This is a genomic window from Pantoea sp. NGS-ED-1003, from assembly GCF_000738765.1.
In the GTDB taxonomy this organism is placed as follows: domain Bacteria; phylum Pseudomonadota; class Gammaproteobacteria; order Enterobacterales; family Enterobacteriaceae; genus Pantoea; species Pantoea septica.
In genome coordinates this window covers 480,572-499,732 of record NZ_JPQA01000001.1, presented here as the reverse complement: position 1 = coordinate 499,732, position 19,161 = coordinate 480,572, and the positions used below count along the sequence as shown (strand labels likewise).

Annotated in this window: 20 protein-coding genes and 1 pseudogene; 11 read left to right on the top strand and 10 right to left on the bottom strand. The window is 60.0% G+C overall.

The window, feature by feature from the left end; all coding sequences use genetic code 11:
* Nucleotides 1-97: 97 nt before the first annotated feature.
* From gloA to eptA, 4 genes are all read right to left on the bottom strand, one after another.
* Entirely contained in the window at nt 98-505 is a 408-nt protein-coding gene (gloA, locus tag JS46_RS02285) for a lactoylglutathione lyase (protein WP_033747448.1), read from the bottom strand.
* Nucleotides 506-616: 111 nt separating this feature from the next.
* Nucleotides 617-1,714 (bottom strand): alkene reductase, encoded by a 1,098-nt coding sequence (locus tag JS46_RS02280; RefSeq protein WP_033747446.1) that lies wholly within the window; start codon nt 1,712-1,714, stop codon nt 617-619.
* 48 nt (nt 1,715-1,762) lie between these two features.
* Nucleotides 1,763-2,359 carry a TetR/AcrR family transcriptional regulator gene (locus tag JS46_RS02275; RefSeq protein WP_033748012.1) on the bottom strand — a complete coding sequence of 199 codons (597 nt, stop codon included), beginning with the start codon at nt 2,357-2,359 and terminating at the stop codon, nt 1,763-1,765.
* 39 nt (nt 2,360-2,398) lie between these two features.
* Complete coding sequence (gene eptA, locus JS46_RS02270) at nt 2,399-4,033, bottom strand: phosphoethanolamine transferase EptA (protein ID WP_033747444.1); 1,635 nt, start codon at nt 4,031-4,033, stop codon at nt 2,399-2,401.
* 209 nt (nt 4,034-4,242) lie between these two features.
* Between eptA and JS46_RS02265 the strand changes: the two genes are divergently transcribed.
* The 4 genes from JS46_RS02265 to JS46_RS02250 all read left to right on the top strand — a co-directional run bounded on the left by JS46_RS02265 (nt 4,243) and on the right by JS46_RS02250 (nt 6,651).
* The gene (locus tag JS46_RS02265; protein WP_033747441.1) at nt 4,243-4,482 is read left to right on the top strand and encodes a DUF1289 domain-containing protein; all 240 of its coding nucleotides are present in this window, start codon (nt 4,243-4,245) and stop codon (nt 4,480-4,482) included.
* Nucleotides 4,483-4,539: 57 nt separating this feature from the next.
* On the top strand, nt 4,540-5,436 hold the full coding sequence (locus tag JS46_RS02260; RefSeq protein ID WP_033747440.1) for an aldo/keto reductase family oxidoreductase: 897 nt from the start codon (nt 4,540-4,542) through the stop codon (nt 5,434-5,436).
* An 86-nt stretch (nt 5,437-5,522) separates the two neighbouring features.
* A complete protein-coding gene (gene sodC / locus JS46_RS02255) occupies nt 5,523-6,044 on the top strand; it encodes a superoxide dismutase family protein (protein ID WP_033747437.1) in 522 nt (173 codons plus the stop codon).
* A gap of 139 nt (nt 6,045-6,183) precedes the next feature.
* Nucleotides 6,184-6,651, top strand: coding sequence for a hypothetical protein (locus tag JS46_RS02250; RefSeq protein ID WP_033747435.1), 468 nt, complete (start codon nt 6,184-6,186; stop codon nt 6,649-6,651).
* On the opposite strand, the gene JS46_RS02245 is transcribed toward JS46_RS02250, so the two are convergent.
* From JS46_RS02245 to JS46_RS02235, 3 genes are read right to left on the bottom strand one after another with little or no spacing between them, the layout of a single operon-like run.
* Entirely contained in the window at nt 6,652-8,652 is a 2,001-nt protein-coding gene (locus tag JS46_RS02245; protein WP_033747432.1) for an FUSC family protein, read from the bottom strand.
* Between the two features lie 7 nt (nt 8,653-8,659).
* Nucleotides 8,660-9,517: an HlyD family secretion protein gene (locus tag JS46_RS02240; RefSeq protein WP_033747430.1), complete on the bottom strand. Its 858-nt coding sequence runs from the start codon at nt 9,515-9,517 to the stop codon at nt 8,660-8,662.
* Entirely contained in the window at nt 9,514-9,759 is a 246-nt protein-coding gene (locus tag JS46_RS02235) for a DUF1656 domain-containing protein (protein ID WP_033747427.1), read from the bottom strand. The genes JS46_RS02240 and JS46_RS02235 overlap by 4 nt, the downstream gene beginning before the upstream one ends.
* Nucleotides 9,760-9,911: 152 nt before the next feature.
* Here JS46_RS02235 and slyA point away from each other — a divergent pair, with 152 nt between their 5' ends.
* Complete coding sequence (gene slyA, locus JS46_RS02230; RefSeq protein ID WP_033747426.1) at nt 9,912-10,349, top strand: transcriptional regulator SlyA; 438 nt, start codon at nt 9,912-9,914, stop codon at nt 10,347-10,349.
* Between the two features lie 42 nt (nt 10,350-10,391).
* On the opposite strand, the gene slyB is transcribed toward slyA, so the two are convergent.
* Complete coding sequence (gene slyB / locus JS46_RS02225) at nt 10,392-10,859, bottom strand: outer membrane lipoprotein SlyB (RefSeq protein WP_033747425.1); 468 nt, start codon at nt 10,857-10,859, stop codon at nt 10,392-10,394.
* Between the two features lie 280 nt (nt 10,860-11,139).
* Between slyB and anmK the strand changes: the two genes are divergently transcribed.
* From anmK to pdxY, 5 genes are all read left to right on the top strand, one after another.
* Nucleotides 11,140-12,255 (top strand): anhydro-N-acetylmuramic acid kinase, encoded by a 1,116-nt coding sequence (gene anmK, locus JS46_RS02220; RefSeq protein WP_033747422.1) that lies wholly within the window; start codon nt 11,140-11,142, stop codon nt 12,253-12,255.
* Between the two features lie 17 nt (nt 12,256-12,272).
* Nucleotides 12,273-12,605: an MliC family protein gene (locus tag JS46_RS02215; RefSeq protein WP_033747419.1), complete on the top strand. Its 333-nt coding sequence runs from the start codon at nt 12,273-12,275 to the stop codon at nt 12,603-12,605.
* Between the two features lie 5 nt (nt 12,606-12,610).
* Entirely contained in the window at nt 12,611-13,267 is a 657-nt protein-coding gene (pdxH, locus tag JS46_RS02210; RefSeq protein ID WP_033747417.1) for a pyridoxamine 5'-phosphate oxidase, read from the top strand.
* A 136-nt stretch (nt 13,268-13,403) separates the two neighbouring features.
* The gene (gene tyrS / locus JS46_RS02205) at nt 13,404-14,678 is read left to right on the top strand and encodes a tyrosine--tRNA ligase (RefSeq protein ID WP_033747414.1); all 1,275 of its coding nucleotides are present in this window, start codon (nt 13,404-13,406) and stop codon (nt 14,676-14,678) included.
* Between the two features lie 63 nt (nt 14,679-14,741).
* A complete protein-coding gene (gene pdxY / locus JS46_RS02200; protein ID WP_033747411.1) occupies nt 14,742-15,602 on the top strand; it encodes a pyridoxal kinase PdxY in 861 nt (286 codons plus the stop codon).
* A gap of 34 nt (nt 15,603-15,636) precedes the next feature.
* Here the strand turns inward: pdxY and gstA are convergent, their stop codons facing one another.
* Together gstA and dtpA are read right to left on the bottom strand one after the other, a co-directional pair.
* Complete coding sequence (gene gstA, locus JS46_RS02195; protein ID WP_033747408.1) at nt 15,637-16,242, bottom strand: glutathione transferase GstA; 606 nt, start codon at nt 16,240-16,242, stop codon at nt 15,637-15,639.
* Between the two features lie 145 nt (nt 16,243-16,387).
* Nucleotides 16,388-17,884, bottom strand: coding sequence for a dipeptide/tripeptide permease DtpA (gene dtpA / locus JS46_RS02190; protein WP_033747406.1), 1,497 nt, complete (start codon nt 17,882-17,884; stop codon nt 16,388-16,390).
* Between the two features lie 577 nt (nt 17,885-18,461).
* Here dtpA and JS46_RS22800 point away from each other — a divergent pair.
* Nucleotides 18,462-19,149: pseudogene (locus tag JS46_RS22800) on the top strand (CTP synthase).
* Nucleotides 19,150-19,161: the final 12 nt, after the last annotated feature.

Here is a 19,161-nt window from a genome sequence, read left to right as displayed (position 1 = left end):
AGAAAATAGGCAGCGCGCATTATGGCAAAAAAAAGAGGAGGGTGCAGCAGAAGGGAAAGCTTCAGCCTGCCGCAGCGTGCAGACTGAAGCGGCAAACTTAGTTGCCCAGGCCGTGACCGGCATGTTTATTTTCGATCAGCTCGATCTTGTAGCCGTCTGGATCTTCGACGAAGGCGATAATGGTGGAACCGCCTTTTACCGGACCCGCTTCGCGCGTGACCTTGCCGCCCGCGTTGCGGATGCGGTCGCAGGTGGCTGCCACGTCATCCACGCCCAGCGCGATATGGCCGTAGGCGTTGCCGAGATCGTAGCTGTCCACGCCCCAGTTGTAGGTCAGCTCGATGACTGCGCCTTCGCTCTCTTCGGTATAGCCAACGAATGCCAGCGTATATTTATACTCCGTGTTTTCGCTCTGACGCAGCACGCGCATGCCGAGAACGCGGGTGTAGAAGTCGATGGAACGTTGCAGATCGCCAACGCGCAGCATGGTGTGAAGTAAACGCATAACATCCTCTTTTATTAAATCGTCATCTTCTGATGACTCAAACGCTAAGTATAGCGGTGAAAATAGCAAAAAACGGCCGCTGGCGTAACCGTTGTCACGCCAGCGTCACGCTTAAAGCGTCGGGTAGTCGGTATAGCCTTCCGCGCCGCCGCCGTAGAAGCTCTCGGGGCGCTGCGGGTTGAGCGGGGCGTCCTGCTGCAGACGCGCCACCAGATCGGGGTTGGCGATAAAGTCGCGGCCAAAGGCCACGGCGTCGATCAGGCCGCGCGCAATCAGATCGTCCGCTTTCTCCACGGTATAGGCGCCCGCGCCGATAATCACGCCGGGGAAGATCGCGCGCACTTTTTCGCGGAAGGCGTCGCTGTAAGGCTTGCCGCCCGCCCAGTCCGGCTCGGAAAGGTGCAAATAGGCGATATTGCGTTTCGCCAGCTCGCCGATATACCACAGCGCGGCTTTCTCTTCTTCAGGGCCATTATCCAGGTTCTGGAAGCTGCCGATCGGCGAAACGCGAATGCCGACGCGATCGGCAGACCAGTTGGCGATGGCGGCGTCGACCACTTCGAGCGCGAAGCGGCCGCGTTTTTCAATGCTGCCGCCATATTCATCGGTACGACGGTTGGAGTCTGGCGCCAAAAACTGATGCATCAGATAGCCGTGCGCCGAGTGCAGCTCCAGCAGATCGAAGTCCGCCTCGCGCGCGTTGGCGGCCGCCTGGCCGAAGTCGGCCACAATCTGTTTGATCTCGGCGATGGTGAGCTCGCGCGGCGTCGAGGTCTCCTCGCGATAGACGCTGCCGTCTTCCGCGCGCAGCGAGGTACGCGTGCCGGCGGCGATGGCGGAGGGCGCGACAGGCGCCTTGCCTTCCGGCTGCACGCTGTTATGCGAAATACGGCCGGTGTGCCACAGCTGAACGGCGCTGTGGCCGCCCGCCTCGTGAATGCCTGCGTTAATCGCTTTCCAGGCGGCAATCTGCGGCTGGGTATGCAGACCCGGCGCGCCGGAGTAGCCTTTCGCCTGGAAGGAGACCTGCGTCGCCTCGGTGATAATCAGGCCGGCGCTGGCGCGCTGACGATAATATTCGCCCATCAGCGGCGTCGGAATGTCGCCTGGCTCGATGCTGCGCAGACGCGTCAGCGGCGCCATAAATACGCGGTTCGGTACGGTAATCGCACCTACTTTAAGCGGGCTAAACAGCTGGGTACTTGCCATAACAACTCCTGTAGTAGACCGGTCTGCTATAAAACAACGTTTTTAAAATCAGTGGGTTTGCAGCCACTGTTCGAGAGTGCTCAATGCGAGGCGCAGCGGCTGCGGCTCGCGGGACAGCTTGCTCTGCAGGCTGGCGCCCAGCCACAGAATATAGATCACTTCCGCCATCTCGCGCGGCGCGTAGGGCAGCTTCATCGTCTCCTGCCGCAGCGCTGCTTCCAGCGTTTGCGTATAAGCCGCGATAATGCGGCTGGCGCCGCGCTGCAGGGCGTCGCGCATCGGCTCGGAGAGATCGCAGACTTCCGCGGAGAGCTTCACCGCCAGGCAGCCGACGATATGTCCCTGTTCGCTGAACAGCTGCTCGGCCTGGCGAAAGTGCGCCAGCAGCCGCTCGCGCGGCGTGCCTTCGCCGTGCTGCAGCCGCGCCTCGACCTGCTGGTGCAGATGGAGAAAGTAGCGCTCCAGCAGCGCCACGCCAAACGCCTCTTTCGAGCGAAAATAGTAGTAGAAGGAGCCTTTCGGCACCTCCGCCAGCGTCAGCAACTCGCTGAGTCCCATTCCGGTGAAACCGCGCTGCAGGCAGAGCTGCTCGCCTGTAGCGAGCAGATGTTCACGGGTTTCGGTACGTTGCAGCGTCTTGTTCATGGCGCTTAAGGTAGTAGACCGATCGGTCGGATGCAACCGCTAGCCCGCCTTACGGCACGTTCTGATCATGTCGAGCTGCGGCTGGTATTCGCGGGTCTGCACGTTGAACATCCCCAGCAGCGTATGGAACAGATTGTCCTGCGACACCTCCGCCGTCGGCGCCTGCTGGCGCAGGCAGGCCTGATTGATGCCGTAGGTCCTGGCGTAATCATCCGACATCCACAGCAGCAGGGGGATATGCGTCTGCTGAGACGGCGCAAACAGATAGGGCGCACCGTGCAGATACATGCCGTGTTCCCCGAGCGATTCGCCATGGTCGGAGAGATAGACCAGCGCCACGTTAAAGCGGTCGCTCAATCCCTTCAGCATATCGATGGTGCGGGCGATCATATCGTCGCTGTAAAGCAGCGTATTGTCGTAGGTATTCATCAGCGCCTGATGGTCGCAGTCCTGAATCTGATTGCTGTCGCAGGTCGGCGTAAATTGGCGGAACTGCGACGGATAGCGACGATAGTAGGCGGGGCCGTGGCTGCCCATCTGATGCAGCACGATAATGCCGTCGTTATTCAGGCTGTGGGTATAGTTGTCCAGCCGATGCAGCAGCACGTCGTCGAGGCAAGATCCCGCCTGACACCAGGCGTCCAGCTTCCACAGCGTCATATCGGTATGCGGCACGCGATCGCAGGCGCCTTTGCAGCCGCCGTCGTTTTCACGCCACAGCACGCTGATGCCCGCATGGCCGAGGATATCCAGCACGCCATCCTGATGATGCGCCAGATTAGCGTCGTAGTGAGCGCGCGGCATATTAGAGAACATGCAGGGCACGGAAATGGCGGTTTCCGTGCCGCAGGAGGTCGCCTGCGGATAGTAAATGACATTCTGCTTTTTCAGCTGCGGGTTGGTTTCTCGCGGGTAACCGCCCAACGAAAAGTTTTCTGCGCGCGCGGTTTCGCCGACGACCAGCACCACCAGCGTTTTTTTCTGCTCCGCGGCGATGGTGGGGCCTTTATGCGCATCCTGTCCGATATGCACCCAGGCCTGGCTGCCTTTCATCCAGCGATTATTAACGTAGTGGCCGGCGCCGCTGACGATGTTGGCTGGCGTGACCATTTTGACCAGCCCTTTGTTATTGCGGATCAGCGAGGCGTAATCTTTATAAAAAAGCAGCGCCATCAGCAGAATAACGCCCAGCGACGCCGCCATAAACAGCGCGCGCCACGCGAGATTCATCCACCAGCATTCGCGGCGTTTGAAGCGCGTCAGAAGTATGACGATGGTCGGCGCCACGCCCATCAGCAGCAGCCAGATAACGGCGTTACGGCTGAGCAGCGCGGTGGACTCCTGCAGATCGGTTTCAAAGACGTTCTGCACCATATTGGTATCGATAACGGTGCCGAAGCTAAACATAACGTAATTTGCCGCCGCGCTCGTCAGGATCAGCACCGCCAGCAGCGGCTTGCGCAGGTAAGGCCAGGCGATCAGATTAAAGATCAGGCCGAACGCCGCCGTCAGCACAAGGGGCAGGCTGGCGGCAAAGAAGTAGTCGTGCAGAGATGTATAAGGAATGCGTTCCCAGGCGCGGAACAGAAACAAACCGTTCAGGACCAGCGCGAAGAACAGGGAAACCGCCAGATTAAAGGTGTTTTCGTGACAGCGTAACTTTTTCAACTGCATGAGTATCCAGTAAAAAAACAAATGATAGCCAAAAGAGAATAAAGGTAATAACTTGGGAAAACCTTAACAAAGGCTCAACACTATGCGCGGAATTATCTGTTTAGCCAAACTAATTAGTTACATTTAGTGACGAGACGCGCGGGCCGCAGCGAGAAAGGCACGCACCTTAAGCTATCTTTAAAAGAGATAATCAGCGAGGTGGAGAGCCTGTGGCGGAGCAACTTGAGTTTTTCCCGGTACCCAGTCCCTGTCGCGGCATCTGCCAGGTGGATGCGCGCGGCTACTGCCTCGGCTGCCTGCGCAGCCGGGAAGAGCGCTTCAACTGGATGAAATTTAGCGACGCGCAGAAGCGCGACGTGCTGCGCCTGTGCCATCAGCGCCGCCTGCGTCTGCTGCGCCAGCAGAAACCGGAAGACGATGCCGAACCGCAACAGCCATCCCTGTTCTGAGCGCTTTTCGTTATACTCCCTGACACTGACTGAAAGAGCAAACACAGGGATATCACTATGCTACAAGCGCAACAGATCTCGCCGCAGGGGCCCGCTTTCTCTCCGCTGATCATGGGTTACTGGCGCCTGATGGAGTGGGGAATGACCCCGCAGCAGCGCATCAGCTTTATCGAACATCATCTCTCGCTAGGCATCACCACGGTCGATCACGCCGATATCTATGGTGACTACCGCTGCGAAGCCGCCTTTGGCGAGGCGCTGAAGCTGTCGCCCGGCTTGCGCGATCGCCTGCAGATCGTCACCAAATGCGGCATCGCCACGCGCGCGAAGCCTGAACATCGCATTGGACATTACATCACCGACAAAGCGCATATCGTGCAGAGCGCGGAAAACTCGCTGCGCCATTTCGCCACCGACCGGCTCGACCTGCTGCTGATCCATCGTCCCGATCCGCTGATGAACGCCGATGCGGTGGCCGAGGCATTTCTGGCGCTGCATCAGAGCGGTAAAGTGCTGCATTTCGGCGTGTCGAACTTCACGCCGTCGCAGTTCGCGCTGCTGCAGTCGCGTCTGCCCTTTACGCTGACCACCAATCAGGTAGAGATCTCGCCGATTCAGCAAAATGTATTGCTGGACGGCACCCTCGACCAGTGTCAGCAGCTGCGCCTGCGGCCAATGGCGTGGTCCTGCCTGGGCGGCGGCGAGCTGTTTCAGGATCCGCATTATCAGCCGCTGCGCGACGAACTGGAGCAGGTGCGCCTCGAAACCGGCGCCGCCAGCCTGGCGCAGGTAGTCTACGCCTGGGTGCTGGCGCTGCCGAGCCAGCCGCTGCCGATCATCGGCTCCGGCAATCCTGAACGCGTCAGCGAAGCGGTGGCGGCGCTTGAGGTGACGCTGGATCGCCAGCAGTGGTTCCGCATTCGCAAAGCGGCGCTGGGTTACGATGTGCCCTGAAGCGTAAAGCTGTGTCAAGCAGCGGCGCAGATCGGAAATTGCGGCCAGGCTTATCACACCCTGTGGGAGATAAGAGGCAAGCGATAATGAAAAAATCGGTCTTAGCATGTCTGTTCGCGATAAGCGGCGGCCTGGCCGGCAACGCGCTGGCGCAAGAGGTCACACTGCATAAAGTGAGCGCCGAGGGCATCGGCGAGGCGATCGGCACGGTCGATATCGAACAGACGAATTACGGTCTGCTGTTTACACCGAAGCTGAACGGCCTGACGCCCGGCGTGCACGGCTTTCATGTTCACGCCAACGGCAGCTGCGAACCCGGCGTCTCTGAAGGCAAAACGGTGGCGGCGGGCGCGGCGGGCGGCCATCTCGATCCGCAAAAAACCGGCAAGCACCTCGGTCCCTACGGCGAGGGCCACCTCGGCGATCTGCCAGCGATCTACGTCAATGAGAAAGGCAGCGCCGACTATCCGGTGCTGGCGCCGCGGCTAAAATCTCTGGATGAGATCAAGGGCAAGGCGTTAATGGTGCATATCGGCGGCGACAATCACGCCGATCATCCGCAGCCGCTCGGCGGCGGCGGCGGGCGCTACGCCTGCGGCGTGATTTGATGGTTCGTTCACCGACGGCTCCTTATGGAGCCGTTTTATTATCGTTTAGTTTAGTTTCCAGCTATGTTCTCCTGATGATTTACCGCCTATGATACTGATTCTGGACACTTTCATCTGGTGCGATCAAAGGAGAAAAGGAATGAGGAAAACGGGCGCACTGCTGCTCTGTCTGCTGCTGGCGGGCTGCGATCAACCCAATGAAACCCAGCTCAGGACCGAAACAGGACGTCAGCTACAGCGCACCATTGACGCCAGCCCAGCGCGCGCCGAGTGCGAGTCCATCGCGAAAGGGCGCGAGTGGCTGAGCCACAGCGCGCGCAAACGGCTTGAAGAGAAGGGCTGCCAGTATATCTTGCGCAGCGCCACCGAAACCAACTTCGAGCAAACGGCGATCTACCGCACCAGCATGACCATGGTGTGCGGCAGCATTATCGGCAAGAGCTTTACCGGCAGCGAAATTCGGCGGCGTTTCATCTACTCGCCGGAAGAGCGCGAGCTGGTGATTGAGCCGATGTCCGCCAACGATAAAACCCGTTTCGAGCAGCGTAAGACCCTGGCGCAGCTGCAGGCCGATTTCGACCGCCAGCAGCTGCAGTACTGCAAATAGCTATTCCGGCACCGCCTGTTTCAGCTGCGCCAGCGAACAGCGCAGCCGCCATAAAATACCCGCCAGCGTATTCGCCTCCGTATCGCCCTCCGCCACCAGCTGGCGGATGGTCTCCTCCAGCATCGTCAGGGTCTGATCGAGCGAGCTGTGCCGCACGCCGCGCGCGCTGATGATGCGCTGCAAATCCTGCAGGCTCGCCTCGCGCATCTGCGCCAGCGCGGCTGACGCAGGCTGCCAGTCGCGCAGCTGCCAGACGATATGCGAACAGTTAAGCAGCACCACGCCCCAGCGCAGCAGCCAGACGCGCGCCTGCTCGTCGCGGCTGCTGCTCAGCTGGCTGATGCGATGGTAGATCTGCGATTCAAAGCGGCTTTCGCTCAGGCGCGGACGGCGGCGCAGCTGGTCGAGAAACGCCATGCGCAGCGCGCGGATATGGCGGCGGCTGCGGCGCGCGTCGGAGCTGGGACGCAGGACCTGAAATGCCAGCCAGGCGAGCATCACGCCGCACACTTTGGCGATATTGTCGTTGAGGAAATCGGCGTAATCCCAGCTCGGCGGGTTGGTCACCGCGATAAACGAGCCCATAAAGACAATAAACTGGCCCCAGAGCGCGGCGCGCTGCTTTTGCTGCAGCTTAAACAGCTGCAGCGTCAGCAGCAGCGGAAACAAAAACAGCAGAAACTGCCACAGCTGGGAGATCTGCACCATCAGGCCGAATTTCATCACAAAGCTGAACAGCGACAGCCAGAGCAGGGTTTTCAGCAGCAGCGTGACGCTGCCGCTGGGCGAGGGCGCAGACGAGTAGAGCACGCAGGCGATGGCGGTCAGGGTCAGCGCCGCCGCGCCGGCAGACCATTGCGTCGTGATCCAGAAGGCGCAGCCTCCCACGACGGCGCAAAAGGTGCGCAGCGCGCTCCAGCCCGCTTCGGCGCTGTCGGTTTCCCGCGCCAGCGCGGGCACGGGCGGCGGCTGAAAGCGGGTATCGGCGTCGGCGCGGGCCAACAGGCGGATCCAGCGGCTGACGTTGAGGTACATCCAGCAGAAATAGCGCAGGCGCTGGCAAAAGGCGCGCTGGCGGTAATCGCCGTCGGCGGCGGGGGTGACGCTGCGCAGGATCTGCGCCAGCCGGTACTTGTCGCACTGCGCGCTCGCCAGCTCCTGCATTAGAGCATCGATAGCGTGGTAGAGCGGCTGCGGCGCGTCGGGCCAGTTAAGCAGCATGCGGCGCAGGCTGGAGAGCACGCTGGTCAGGCGCAGCTGCTGGTGCAGCACGTAGTTGAGCACGTTGTTCTGGCGGCGAAAGCGATAGTGGCTCCAGAACGCCTGAATCCGCAGCAGGTTCATGGTGAGAATCTGGCTGATCACCGCTTCATGAGCGGCGCGCACCTTATCGACCTCGGTAGGCTGCAGCAGCAGACCGGCGTGCTCCAGCAGGCGTGCATGCATCTTCTGCAACGAGGCGATCAGCGCCTCGCCGTCCGAGGTGCTCGGCAGCACCATCATCATAAACCCGGCGCACAGAATACCTGAAATCACCTCGCAGACGCGCGCCTGCGTCAGATTCCAGAGATCCGTCGCATCGGTCAGGTCGACGCTGCTGAAAACGATAATCGCCGCGGTGTAGCCCGCCAGCGAAAAGGCGTAGGCCACATTGTTCTGATAGTGGTTGGCGATGCCGGTGCAGAACGCCAGCCAGCCGGCGATAAAAAAGGTGAATAGCCAGGGTTCGTTGAGGGTATGGCCGGCGATCAGCAGCGCGGCGCCTGCGCCCATCAGACTGCCGACGATGCGTCCGAGGCTTTTGCTTATCGCGCCGCCGACGGTGGGAAAGCTGATCACCGCTGCCGAGGTCATCGCCCAGTAGGGCTCATCCAGGTCGAGCGCATAGGCGATGCTGAGCGCCAGGCACATGGCGATGGCGTTACGTAGCGCGTAACGCCACTGACTCGCGTCTGCCTTCACCCAGGGGAGCTGGTCCCATGCCAGCCAGTGAAGATTCATCGCGCGCTCACGGCTGAATGGCGATAGAGCAGGTGGTGCCTGCCACCAGCGGCACATTATCCGGTATCTGCGCCAGGCGAATGCGCACCGGCACGCGCTGCGCCAGCCGCACCCAGGGCACGTTCGGCTTGATATCGGGCACCAGGCCGCTGTCGCTGTCGATACTCTGGTCGTAGATGGCGCGGCCGATACTTTCCACCTCGCCCTGCAGGCGCGCGCCGTTGCTGTAGAGCACAATCTGCGCCGGCGCGCCAGGCCGAATATGGCGCAGCTTGGTCTCTTCGAAATAGCCCATCACGTAATAAGAGTGACTGTCGACCAGCGCGAAGAGCGGCGTGCCCGCCGTGGCGTAGTCGCCGACGCGTAGCGTCAGGTTGCTGACCCAGCCGTCGGTCGGCGCCGTCACGGTGGTCTGCTGCAGGTTCCAGCGCGCCTGATCCAGCGCGGCCTGCGCCGCTTTGGCGCTGGCCGCCATCGACGCGGCGTTCAGCTGCGCGGCGTCGAGATCTTCGGCCGAAATCACGTTGCGCGGCAGGCTGGCGCGGCGTCTCGCTTCATGCTGCGCCTTCGCCAGGTCGGCCTGCGCCTTCGCCAGCTGTGCCTCGGCGTTGTCCAGCGCGATCTGCCAGGGCACGGTATCCAGCGTCAGCAGCGTCTGGCCCTGATGCACAAACTGATTATCTTTTACCGCCAGCGAGACGATGCGCGCCGAGATCTGGGGCGTAACCTGTGCCAGCTCGGCGCGGACTTTGCCGTCGCGCGTCCAGGGCGACTGCATGTAGTAGTTCCACATCCACCAACCCGCCAGCAGGGCGGCCGCGAAGACGATCAGCGTAGAAAAATATTTCACTGCATTGAATTTCATGTTGAGTATCCCTGTCCCAGCAGAAAAAGCGCGGCGGCGACGCAAAGTACGAAAAGAGAGAGATCGAGCAGCGTCGGATGCCAGATATCCCCCGAATAGATCCAGCCGCGCAGCAGCGGATGGAGAATAAGCCAGAAGAAGAAGCCGAGCAGGACCGCTTTAAACAGCGGCGGAAAAAACAGCGAGGCGCCGAACACCAGGTCGGTCAGGGGTCCCGCCGCATGAAAGGGAAAAATAGCCACGCATCGTCCTTCTGATATCACCCTGGCACCGGTCTCAAAAAGCGTAGATGAACCGCTGGGGCTTCGCCCGGGGTTTGTAATTTGTCCTTTAAACTCGCAGAATAGTGTAAAATCTGGCTTGATAGCTAGCAAGCTAATTATAAGGAGATGAAATGGATACGCCCCTTGGAACGGATTTGTCTCGCCTGGTGCGCATCTGGCGCGCGTTGATCGATCAGCGACTGAAGCCGCTTGAGCTGACGCAGACGCACTGGGTCACGCTGCACAACATTCATCAGCTGCCGCCGGAACAGTCGCAGATTCAGCTGGCGAAGGCCATCGGCATTGAGCAACCGTCGCTGGTGCGCACGCTGGATCAGCTGGAAGAGAAAGGATTGATTACCCGCTCGACCTGCGCGAACGATCGCCGCGCGAAGCGCATCAAGCTGACGCGTCAGGCGGAGCCGATTATTGAACAGGTTGAAAGCGTTATCGACGCGACGCGCGACGATATTCTCGCCGGCATCAGCCGCGAAGAGATCAACCAGATGGTGACCCTTATCGCCCGTCTGGAGAAAAACATTCTCGAGCTGCAGCATCGGGAAAAATAAAAAAACCGACGCCGCGGCGTCGGTTTTTTTTGGCTAAGGCGATCAGCGCGGCGAAACGGTGATCTGGCTGCCGTTGGAGGCCAGCGCGACGCGCTGGCCGACAGAGTAACGGCTGGCCGCCTGCTTCTGCACCACCATGATGGTATTGCCGTCATCCTTACGGATTTCCAGCTCGACGCCGTCGGTTTTATTCACTGCGCCCTGAACGCCCTGGCCTGCCAGGCCGCCAGCGATCGCGCCGCCTGCGGTGGCCAGGCTGCGTCCGGTGCCGCCGCCGATGGTATTGCCGAGGAAGCCGCCCAGCACCGCGCCGCCGATAGCGCCGATCACGTTGTTGTCATCGCCGCCCTGAATCTTAACCGGACGGACCGAGACCAGCGTGCCGTAAGACACGCTCTGAACCTGTTTGGCCTCACTGGCACTGTAGGTATCGCCTGACAGAGTACTGGTATTTGTGCAGCCAGCCAGCGTAATGCCAGCCAGTGCGACAGCAACGAAACGCTTGATCATTTGTAACTCCTTTCTTAAGCAATGCGCCATGTGTATCGCGAAATCCTGCAAACAGTATAAGACACAAAGCAAATTAATCTTAGTCTGAGTAAAACATGGTGAAGCCAAGCATAGACTATTGGCGATCAACAAAAATTCAACCAGGCGAGAAAAAAAGTTGCGCAATGTTATTTGTTGCATAAAGTCGGGGAAAACATCAGGTAATCGTCGAATCAGGCGCGAGAATTTGCCAGACTGAAGGGCGTTGAATTGCACTTCCGCCACCCAGTAAGGACCAGGAATGAAATCAGGACGTTATATCGGCGTTATGTCAGGCACCAGCCTGGACGGCGTTGACGTGGTGCTGGCTGCCATCGATGAGCATATGGTGGCGCAGCAGGCGAGCTACTGCCATCCGATGCCGGGCGAGCTGCGTCAGCAGATCCTGGCGGTCAGCCAGGGCCAGCAGCTGACGCTTTCGCAGCTCGGCCAGCTCGATACGCGCCTTGGCCGGCTGTTCGCCGACGCGGTCAATACCCTGATGCGGCGCGAGGCGCTGGAGCCGAGCGATATCGTCGCCATCGGCTGTCACGGGCAGACCGTCTGGCACGAACCGCAAAGCGACGCGCCGAACACGCTGCAAATCGGCGATAATAATCAGATTGTCGCCGCCACCGGCATCACCGTGGTCGGCGACTTCCGCCGCCGCGATATGGCGCTGGGCGGGCAGGGCGCGCCGCTGGTGCCCGCGTTTCATCAGGCGCTGCTGATGGATGCGGTCGAGCGCCGTATGGTGCTCAATATCGGCGGCATCGCCAATCTTTCGCTGCTGATCCCCGGCCAGCCGGTGCGCGGCTTCGATACCGGTCCCGGCAATATGCTGATCGACGCGTGGATCTGGCGCCACCAGGGCAAGCCCTTTGACCAGGACGCCAGCTGGGCGCGCAGCGGCAGCGTGGTGCCCGCGCTGCTGGAGCAGATGTTGCGCGATCCCTGGTTCGCGCTGCCGCCGCCGAAAAGCACCGGGCGCGAATATTTCAATCTGGGCTGGGTGGAGCGTCAGCTGCAAACTTTCCCCGGCCTGACGCCGCAGGACGTGCAGGCGACGCTAACCGAACTGAGCGCCGTCACCATCGCCCATCAGGTGCAGCTCAACGACGGCTGCGACCGGCTGCTGGTGTGCGGCGGCGGCGGCCGCAATCCGCTGCTGATGGCGCGCCTCGCCGCGCTGCTGGCGGGAACCGAAGTGACCACCACCGACGCCGCTGGCATTCGCGGCGACGACATGGAGGCGCTGGCGTTCGCCTGGCTTGCCAGCCGCACGCTCTCCGGTTTGCCCGGCAATCTGCCCGCGGTGACCGGCGCGGCGGCAAAAAGCGTGCTCGGCGCTATCTATCCAGCTAATCCGCTCTACTGACAGTAAGGAGAATCACGATGAAACAGGGGTTAACGCTTGCCGCCGCGCTGCTGCTGAGCGGCTGCGGTCTGCTGCACAAACAGGCTGAAGCGCCGCAAACGCTGCACTACCGCTGCGGCACCCTGCCGCTGACCGTCACGCTCGACAACGCCAGCGAGCAGGTCAGCTTTATCATGGACGGTCAGCCGTTAACGCTGAAGCGGGCGATCTCCGCCTCAGGCGCGCGCTACAGCGACGGAAAATATGTATTCTGGAGCAAAGGTGACACCGCCTTTATCGAACGCGACGATAAAATCGTCGTTAACGACTGTGAATTGCAGCCTGCCAGCCAGCCTGTTCATTTCGAGTAACCCGTATGAGCACGAATTTCACTCTGCAAGATATCGCCAGCCTGCGCCGCGAATATACGCGCGGCGGGCTGCGTCGTAAGGATCTGCCGGACCAGCCGCTGGCGCTGTTTGAAACCTGGCTGCGGCAGGCGTGCGAGGCGCAGCTGCCCGATCCTACCGCCATGACCGTGGCGACGGTGGACGATCAGGGACAGCCTTACCAGCGCATCGTGCTGCTCAAGCACTATGACGACAGCGGCCTGGTGTTCTATACCAATCTCGGCAGCCGCAAGGCGCAGCAGCTGGCCAACAACCCGCGTATTTCGCTGCACTTTCCCTGGCACTTTCTGGAGCGCCAGGTGATGGTGCTCGGCGACGTCGAGAAGCTGTCGCCGCTCGAGGTGCTGAAATATTTCCATAGCCGCCCGCGCGACAGCCAAATCGGCGCCTGGGTATCGCGTCAGTCGAGCCGGATATCGGCGCGCGGCGTGCTGGAGGGAAAATTCCTCGAGCTGAAGCAGAAGTTTCAACAGGGCGAGGTGCCGCTGCCGAGCTTCTGGGGCGGATACCGCGTCAAATTTCACACCATGGAGTTCTGGCAGGGCGGCGAACATCGCCTGCATGACCGTTTCCTCTACCAGCGCGACGACAACGGCTGGAAAATCGACCGCTTAGCCCCGTAAAACAGCGTTTTTCTCCTCTCTCAGCGCTGGCACAGAAGTCGCCAGCGCTTTATGCTATAGCCCTCTTTTTTTCTTCCGCACTCAGCGGAAAGCTGTGTACCAGCATAGGTGCAGTCTGATCAATTTGGAGTCAGTGATGACCAGCAGTAACCTGATACAACAATTGCAGGAACGAGGCTTAATCGCCCAGGTAACGGACGAGGAAGCGTTAGCAGAGCGACTGGCGCAAGGGCCGATTGCCCTCTATTGCGGCTTCGATCCGACCGCTGACAGCTTGCATTTGGGCCATCTGGTGCCGCTGCTCTGCCTGAAACGTTTTCAGGATGCCGGACACAAGCCGGTCGCGCTGGTGGGCGGTGCCACCGGTCTGATCGGCGATCCCAGCTTTAAAGCAGCAGAACGTAAACTCAACACCAGCGAAACCGTAGGCGAGTGGGTGGAGAAGATCCGCCGTCAGGTCGCGCCGTTCCTCGATTTCGACTGCGGCGACAATAGCGCTATAGCCGCCAACAACTACGACTGGTTCGGCGGCATGAACGTGCTGACCTTCCTGCGCGATATCGGCAAGCACTTCTCTGTGAATCAGATGATTAACAAAGAAGCGGTCAAACAGCGCCTGAACCGCGACGATCAGGGGATCTCCTTTACCGAGTTCTCCTACAATCTGCTGCAGGGCTACGACTTCGCCGAGCTGAACAACCGTCACGGCGTGTCGCTGCAGATTGGCGGCTCCGATCAGTGGGGCAACATTACCTCCGGCATCGACCTGACGCGTCGTCTCTATCAGAACCAGGTCTTTGGCCTGACGGTGCCGCTGATCACTAAATCGGACGGCACCAAGTTCGGTAAAACCGAAGGCGGCGCGGTGTGGCTCGATGCGAAGAAAACCAGCCCCTATAAGTTCTACCAGTTCTGGATCAATACCGCGGACGCTGACGTCTACCGCTTCCTGAAGTTCTTCACCTTCCTCAGCCTTGACGAGATCAACGCGCTGGAAGAGGAAGACAAAAACAGCGGCAAGGCGCCGCGCGCGCAGTACGTGCTCGCCGAGAGCGTCACGCGCCTGGTGCACGGCGAAGCGGGCCTGGCGGCGGCGAAGCGCATTACCGAGAGCCTTTTCTCCGGCGCGCTGAGCGACATGACCGAAGCGGACTTCGAACAGCTGGCGCAGGACGGTATGCCGACCGTGCAGCTCGGCGCGGAAGACGATCTGCAGCAGGCGCTGGTAAATGCCGAGCTGGTGCCGTCACGCGGTCAGGCGCGCACCATGATCGGCTCCAACGCCGTCGCTATCAACGGCGAGAAGCAGTCAGACGCGGAGTACCGCTTCAGCGAGAGCGATAAGCTGTTTGGCCGCTACACGCTGCTGCGTCGCGGGAAAAAACATTACTGCCTGATCGTCTGGCAGTAAGCGTTCAGGGCCGGTTTCCGGCCCTTTTTTATGGCAGGCAAGGGCAAGGCAGTTCACAACATAATGAAAAATATTCTCGCAATTCAGTCGCATGTGGTATTCGGCCACGCCGGCAACGCCGCCGCCGAATTTCCGATGCGGCGCATGGGGGCCAACGTCTGGCCGCTCAACACCGTACAGTTCTCTAACCACACGCAGTACGGCCACTGGACGGGCACGGTCATGCCCGCGACGCACCTGACGGAGATCGTCAAAGGCATCAGCAATATCGACCGACTGAAAACCTGCGATGCGGTGCTGAGCGGCTATCTGGGCTCGGCTGAACAGGGCGAACAGATCCTGGAGATCGTGCGCATGGTGAAAGCCGCCAACCCGGACGCCTGGTTCTTCTGCGATCCGGTAATGGGGCATCCGGAAAAAGGGTGCATCGTGGCGCCTGGCGTGGCGGAGTATCACTGCAAATACGCCATGCCCGCCAGCGACATTATCGCGCCGAATCTGCTGGAGCTGGAGATGCTCAGCGAGCGCAGCGTCACCAGCGTAGAAGAGGCGACCGCGGCGGCGCGCGCGCTGATCGCGCAGGGTCCGCGCGTGGTGCTGGTGAAACATCTGGCGCGCGCCGGGCGCCGCAGCGATCGCTTCGAGATGCTGCTGGTCACGGCAGAAGAGGCCTGGCATATCAGCCGTCCGCTGGTGGATTTCGGCGTGCGCCAGCCGGTTGGCGTCGGCGACCTCACCAGCGGCCTGCTGCTGGTCAATCTGCTGCACGGCAAGGATCTGAAGCAGGCGCTGGAGCACGTTACCGCCGCCGTGTACGAAGTGATGCTGACGACGCACGCTATGGGCGAATATGAGCTGCAGCTGGTAGCGGCGCAGGACGCTATCGCCCAGCCGACCCAGCACTTCGCCGCCGAAGCGCTGTAAACCTGTGGGGCCGGTATCGCACCGGCCCCGCTAGTCAGGCGGCGCCTTCCGCCTTCAGCGCCGCCTGCACCGCAGGCCGCTGCGACGCGCGCTGAAACCAGGCGTCCAGCGCCGACAGCCCTTCCAGCTCCAGCTTCAGCGCATGCGCCCAGCGCACCATCACGTAAAGATAGGCGTCCGCCACGCTGAAGCGCAGCCCCATCAACCACTGCTTGTCCTGCAGCGCTTTGTCGACGAAGCGAAACTGCTGCTCCAGCCGGGCGCGCAGCAGAGGCTTGTAGCTGTCGGGCGTATCGGACTTAAACAGCGGCGTGAAGGTTTTATGCAGTTCGCTGCTGATAAAGCTGAGCCACTCCAGCGTATGGTAGCGCGTCAGGCTGCCGACCGGCGCCAGCAGCTGGCGATCGGGCTTCAGATCCGCCAGATACTGCACAATCGCCACCCCTTCGGTCAGGAGAGTACCGTCATCCAGCTCCAGCGCCGGCACCTGGCCTTTTGGATTGATTTGCCAGTAATCTTCGCTGCATTCGGTGACTTTTTTCATCAGATCGACATTAACCTGCGTGAAGTCGAGCCCGCACTCACGCAGCACGATATGCGGCGAAAGGGAGCAGGCGCCAGCCTTACAGAACAGTTTCATCACGGACCTCCGGATTGCGACAGGATCATTGCAGCTTAATGCCTCGTCGCCGAATTGCCAGTGACCGCGATCAAGCGTTGCTTCTGGCCCGGAAAAGGATAAAAAAAAGCCGGGCGCATGGCCCGGCTGCATGTCACCTGACTTATCAGGCCTGCGCTTTTTTCAGCTCTTCTTGCGGCGTCTGCGCCATGCGGTTCAGCAGCGGCGCGGTCAGCAGCATCAGCACGGCGATCACGCCGGTGACGATGCCGATCTGCTGGAAGACGCTGCTGTAGACGTTCAGCGAGGCGAGCGGATCGGTCACGTTCTCCGGCACGGCCATCAGGCCCGCCACTTTACCGGCAATCATCGCCGCGCCGGCGGTGGTGAGGAACCAGGAGCCCATAATAAAGCCCATCAGGCGTTGTGGCACCAGCTGCGCCACCATCGCCAGACCGAGACCGGAGATCATCAGCTCGCCGATGCTCTGCAGCGCATAGCTGAGGATCAGCCAGTTAACAGAGACGATACCGGCATCCGAGGCGAACTTCGCGCCCAGCGGCAGCACCAGGAAGGCGGCCGAGCAGAGCACCATGCCGATAGCGAATTTAAACGGCATCGGCAGACGGTCGCCCAGCTTGTTATAGACCGCCGCCAGCAGCGGGCTCGCCAGCATAATCCAGAACGGGTTGAGCGCCTGGAACTGCTCGGGTTCGAAGGTAATACCCAGAATGGTGTGCTCGACGTTGCGAATCGCAAAGAAGTTAAGCGAGGTCGGCATCTGCATATAGAGCACGAAGAAGACAATCGCTTCGACCATCAGCAGAAACGCCACGATCATTTTGCGACGCGCCGCGCCGTGCAGCGAGAAGGCTTCTTTGGCGAAGATCAAGATAATGCCCAGCGCGACCACGCCCAGGGTAATGCGCGCGATAGTCTGGTTATGCAGCAGCCAGGTTGCGATAGCGACCAGCACCACCACGCCCACCAGCGTCATCAGCAGCTTGCTGACGTTAAGCGGCGCGAAGTCCGGCTTCGAACCGTAGTTTTTCACCAGGCCTTTGCAGAACAGGAAGTTGAGCAGGGTGATCACCAGGCCGACGACCGACAGAGAAAACGCTACGCTCCAGCCATATTTCGCCGCCAGCCAGGGGGTCAGCATCATTGAGAAGAGCGAGCCGACGTTGATTGACATGTAGAACATGGTGAAGGCGCCGTCGAGACGCGGGTCATCTTTCTCGTAGCAGGTAGAGAGCAGCGAAGAGGGGTTCGCTTTAAACAGCCCGCTGCCTACCGCGATGGTCGCCATGCCGACATAGACCATGCCGACGTCGTGGCCGGAGAAGGCCACCAGCGCGTAACCCAGCGCCAGCACGATGACGCCCAGCACGATAACGCGTTTGGTGCCCAGCACTTTATCACCCAGCCAGCCGCCGATAGCCACCAGGCCATAAACCAGCGCGCTAAAAGAGGCGAACAGAGTAATAGAAGCCGCTTCCGACATGCCCAGCTGTTTAACCAGGTAAACAGCCATGATGGCCTGCAGGCCGTAGAAACCGAAGCGCTCCCACAACTCAATCGAGAAGATCAGGTAGAAGGCCTTCGGCTGTTTGAACGCATTGAGGCTAACGGCCTCATCGGTGTGTTTGTTTGCAGTTGACACGTGTACCTCAGTTTTTCGCGTACCCTGTTTTACGACAGGAAATAAGTCCGCGTCATGTCAGGATTCCATGCGCGACATTGTTATTAGTAGGGAAAAGCGGCGCCTAATGTGGCTGATAACGCGCATCAGGGCAAGAATTTTTTGAATGCTGAAAAGCCCAGGCTATGTAAGGGATAAAAACCGAACTGACTTTGTTAAATGGATTTTAATTTCAGCAGAGGTAATTATACCAGAATAAACGTTTGTTTTTCACGGTAAGAGGATAACAATAACCATATAAGCTGCTTGCGGATAATTTAACAGGCAAAGGTATCGCCGTTCGATAATTAACCGGTTTATTATGCCAGAGGCAGCGGATTTATCAGCTAATTTGAACAACAAATCAGCAAAATGGCTTCCAGTAATGAGAACGAATGGGTAAAAGTTGATCCTTCGCACAGAATCGCCAATTAATTCATCAGGTAAAAGAAGAAAGCGTTTGCGTAGGGAGTCAGAGGCAGAAAAATGCGATTTTTACCGTCTCGACATCAAAATAGCGATCGGCTAACCTCGGCATTTCCATCTACAGGACGTATTCATGGCACCTCTATTAAACCTGGCGCTGGTGGGCGATTACCGCGCCAGCGCCGTTGCGCATCAGGCTATTCCTCTGGCTATCGATCGTGCCGCCGCGCATCTGGGCGTCGCCGTCAGCTTTCGCTGGCTCTCTACTGACCAGCTCGGCGATCTGGGCGCCGTGAAAGAGAGCGACGCCATCTGGGTCGTGCCGGGCAGCCCCTATAAAAATGATGAGGCGGTGTTTGAAACCATTCGCTGGGCGCGAGAACAGCAGCACCCGTTTCTCGGCTCCTGCGGCGGTTTTCAGTATGCGGTGATTGAGTATGCCCGCAACGTGCTGGGCTGGCAGGATGCGAATCACGCCGAGACCGACGAGGGCGGCCGCATGGTTATAGCGCCGCTCAGCTGTTCGCTGGTGGAGCAGCGGGGCGAAGTCAGGTTCGCGCATCGCCGAGGCCTATGGCGCGCAGTCAAGCGATGAGGGCTACCACTGTAATTTCGGCGTCAATCCCGCCTTTAGCGAGGCGCTGGAAGGGGAGAATTTACGTATCACCTCCTGGGACGCCGCAGGAGATGTGCGCGGCATTGAACTGACCGATCACCCTTTCTTCGTCGCGACCCTGTTCCAGTCGGAACGGGCGGCGCTGCAGGGGAAAGATTCGCCGCTGGCGATTGCCTGGCTACAGGCGGCGCTGGCAGGGCGCTGAGGCACGTCGGGC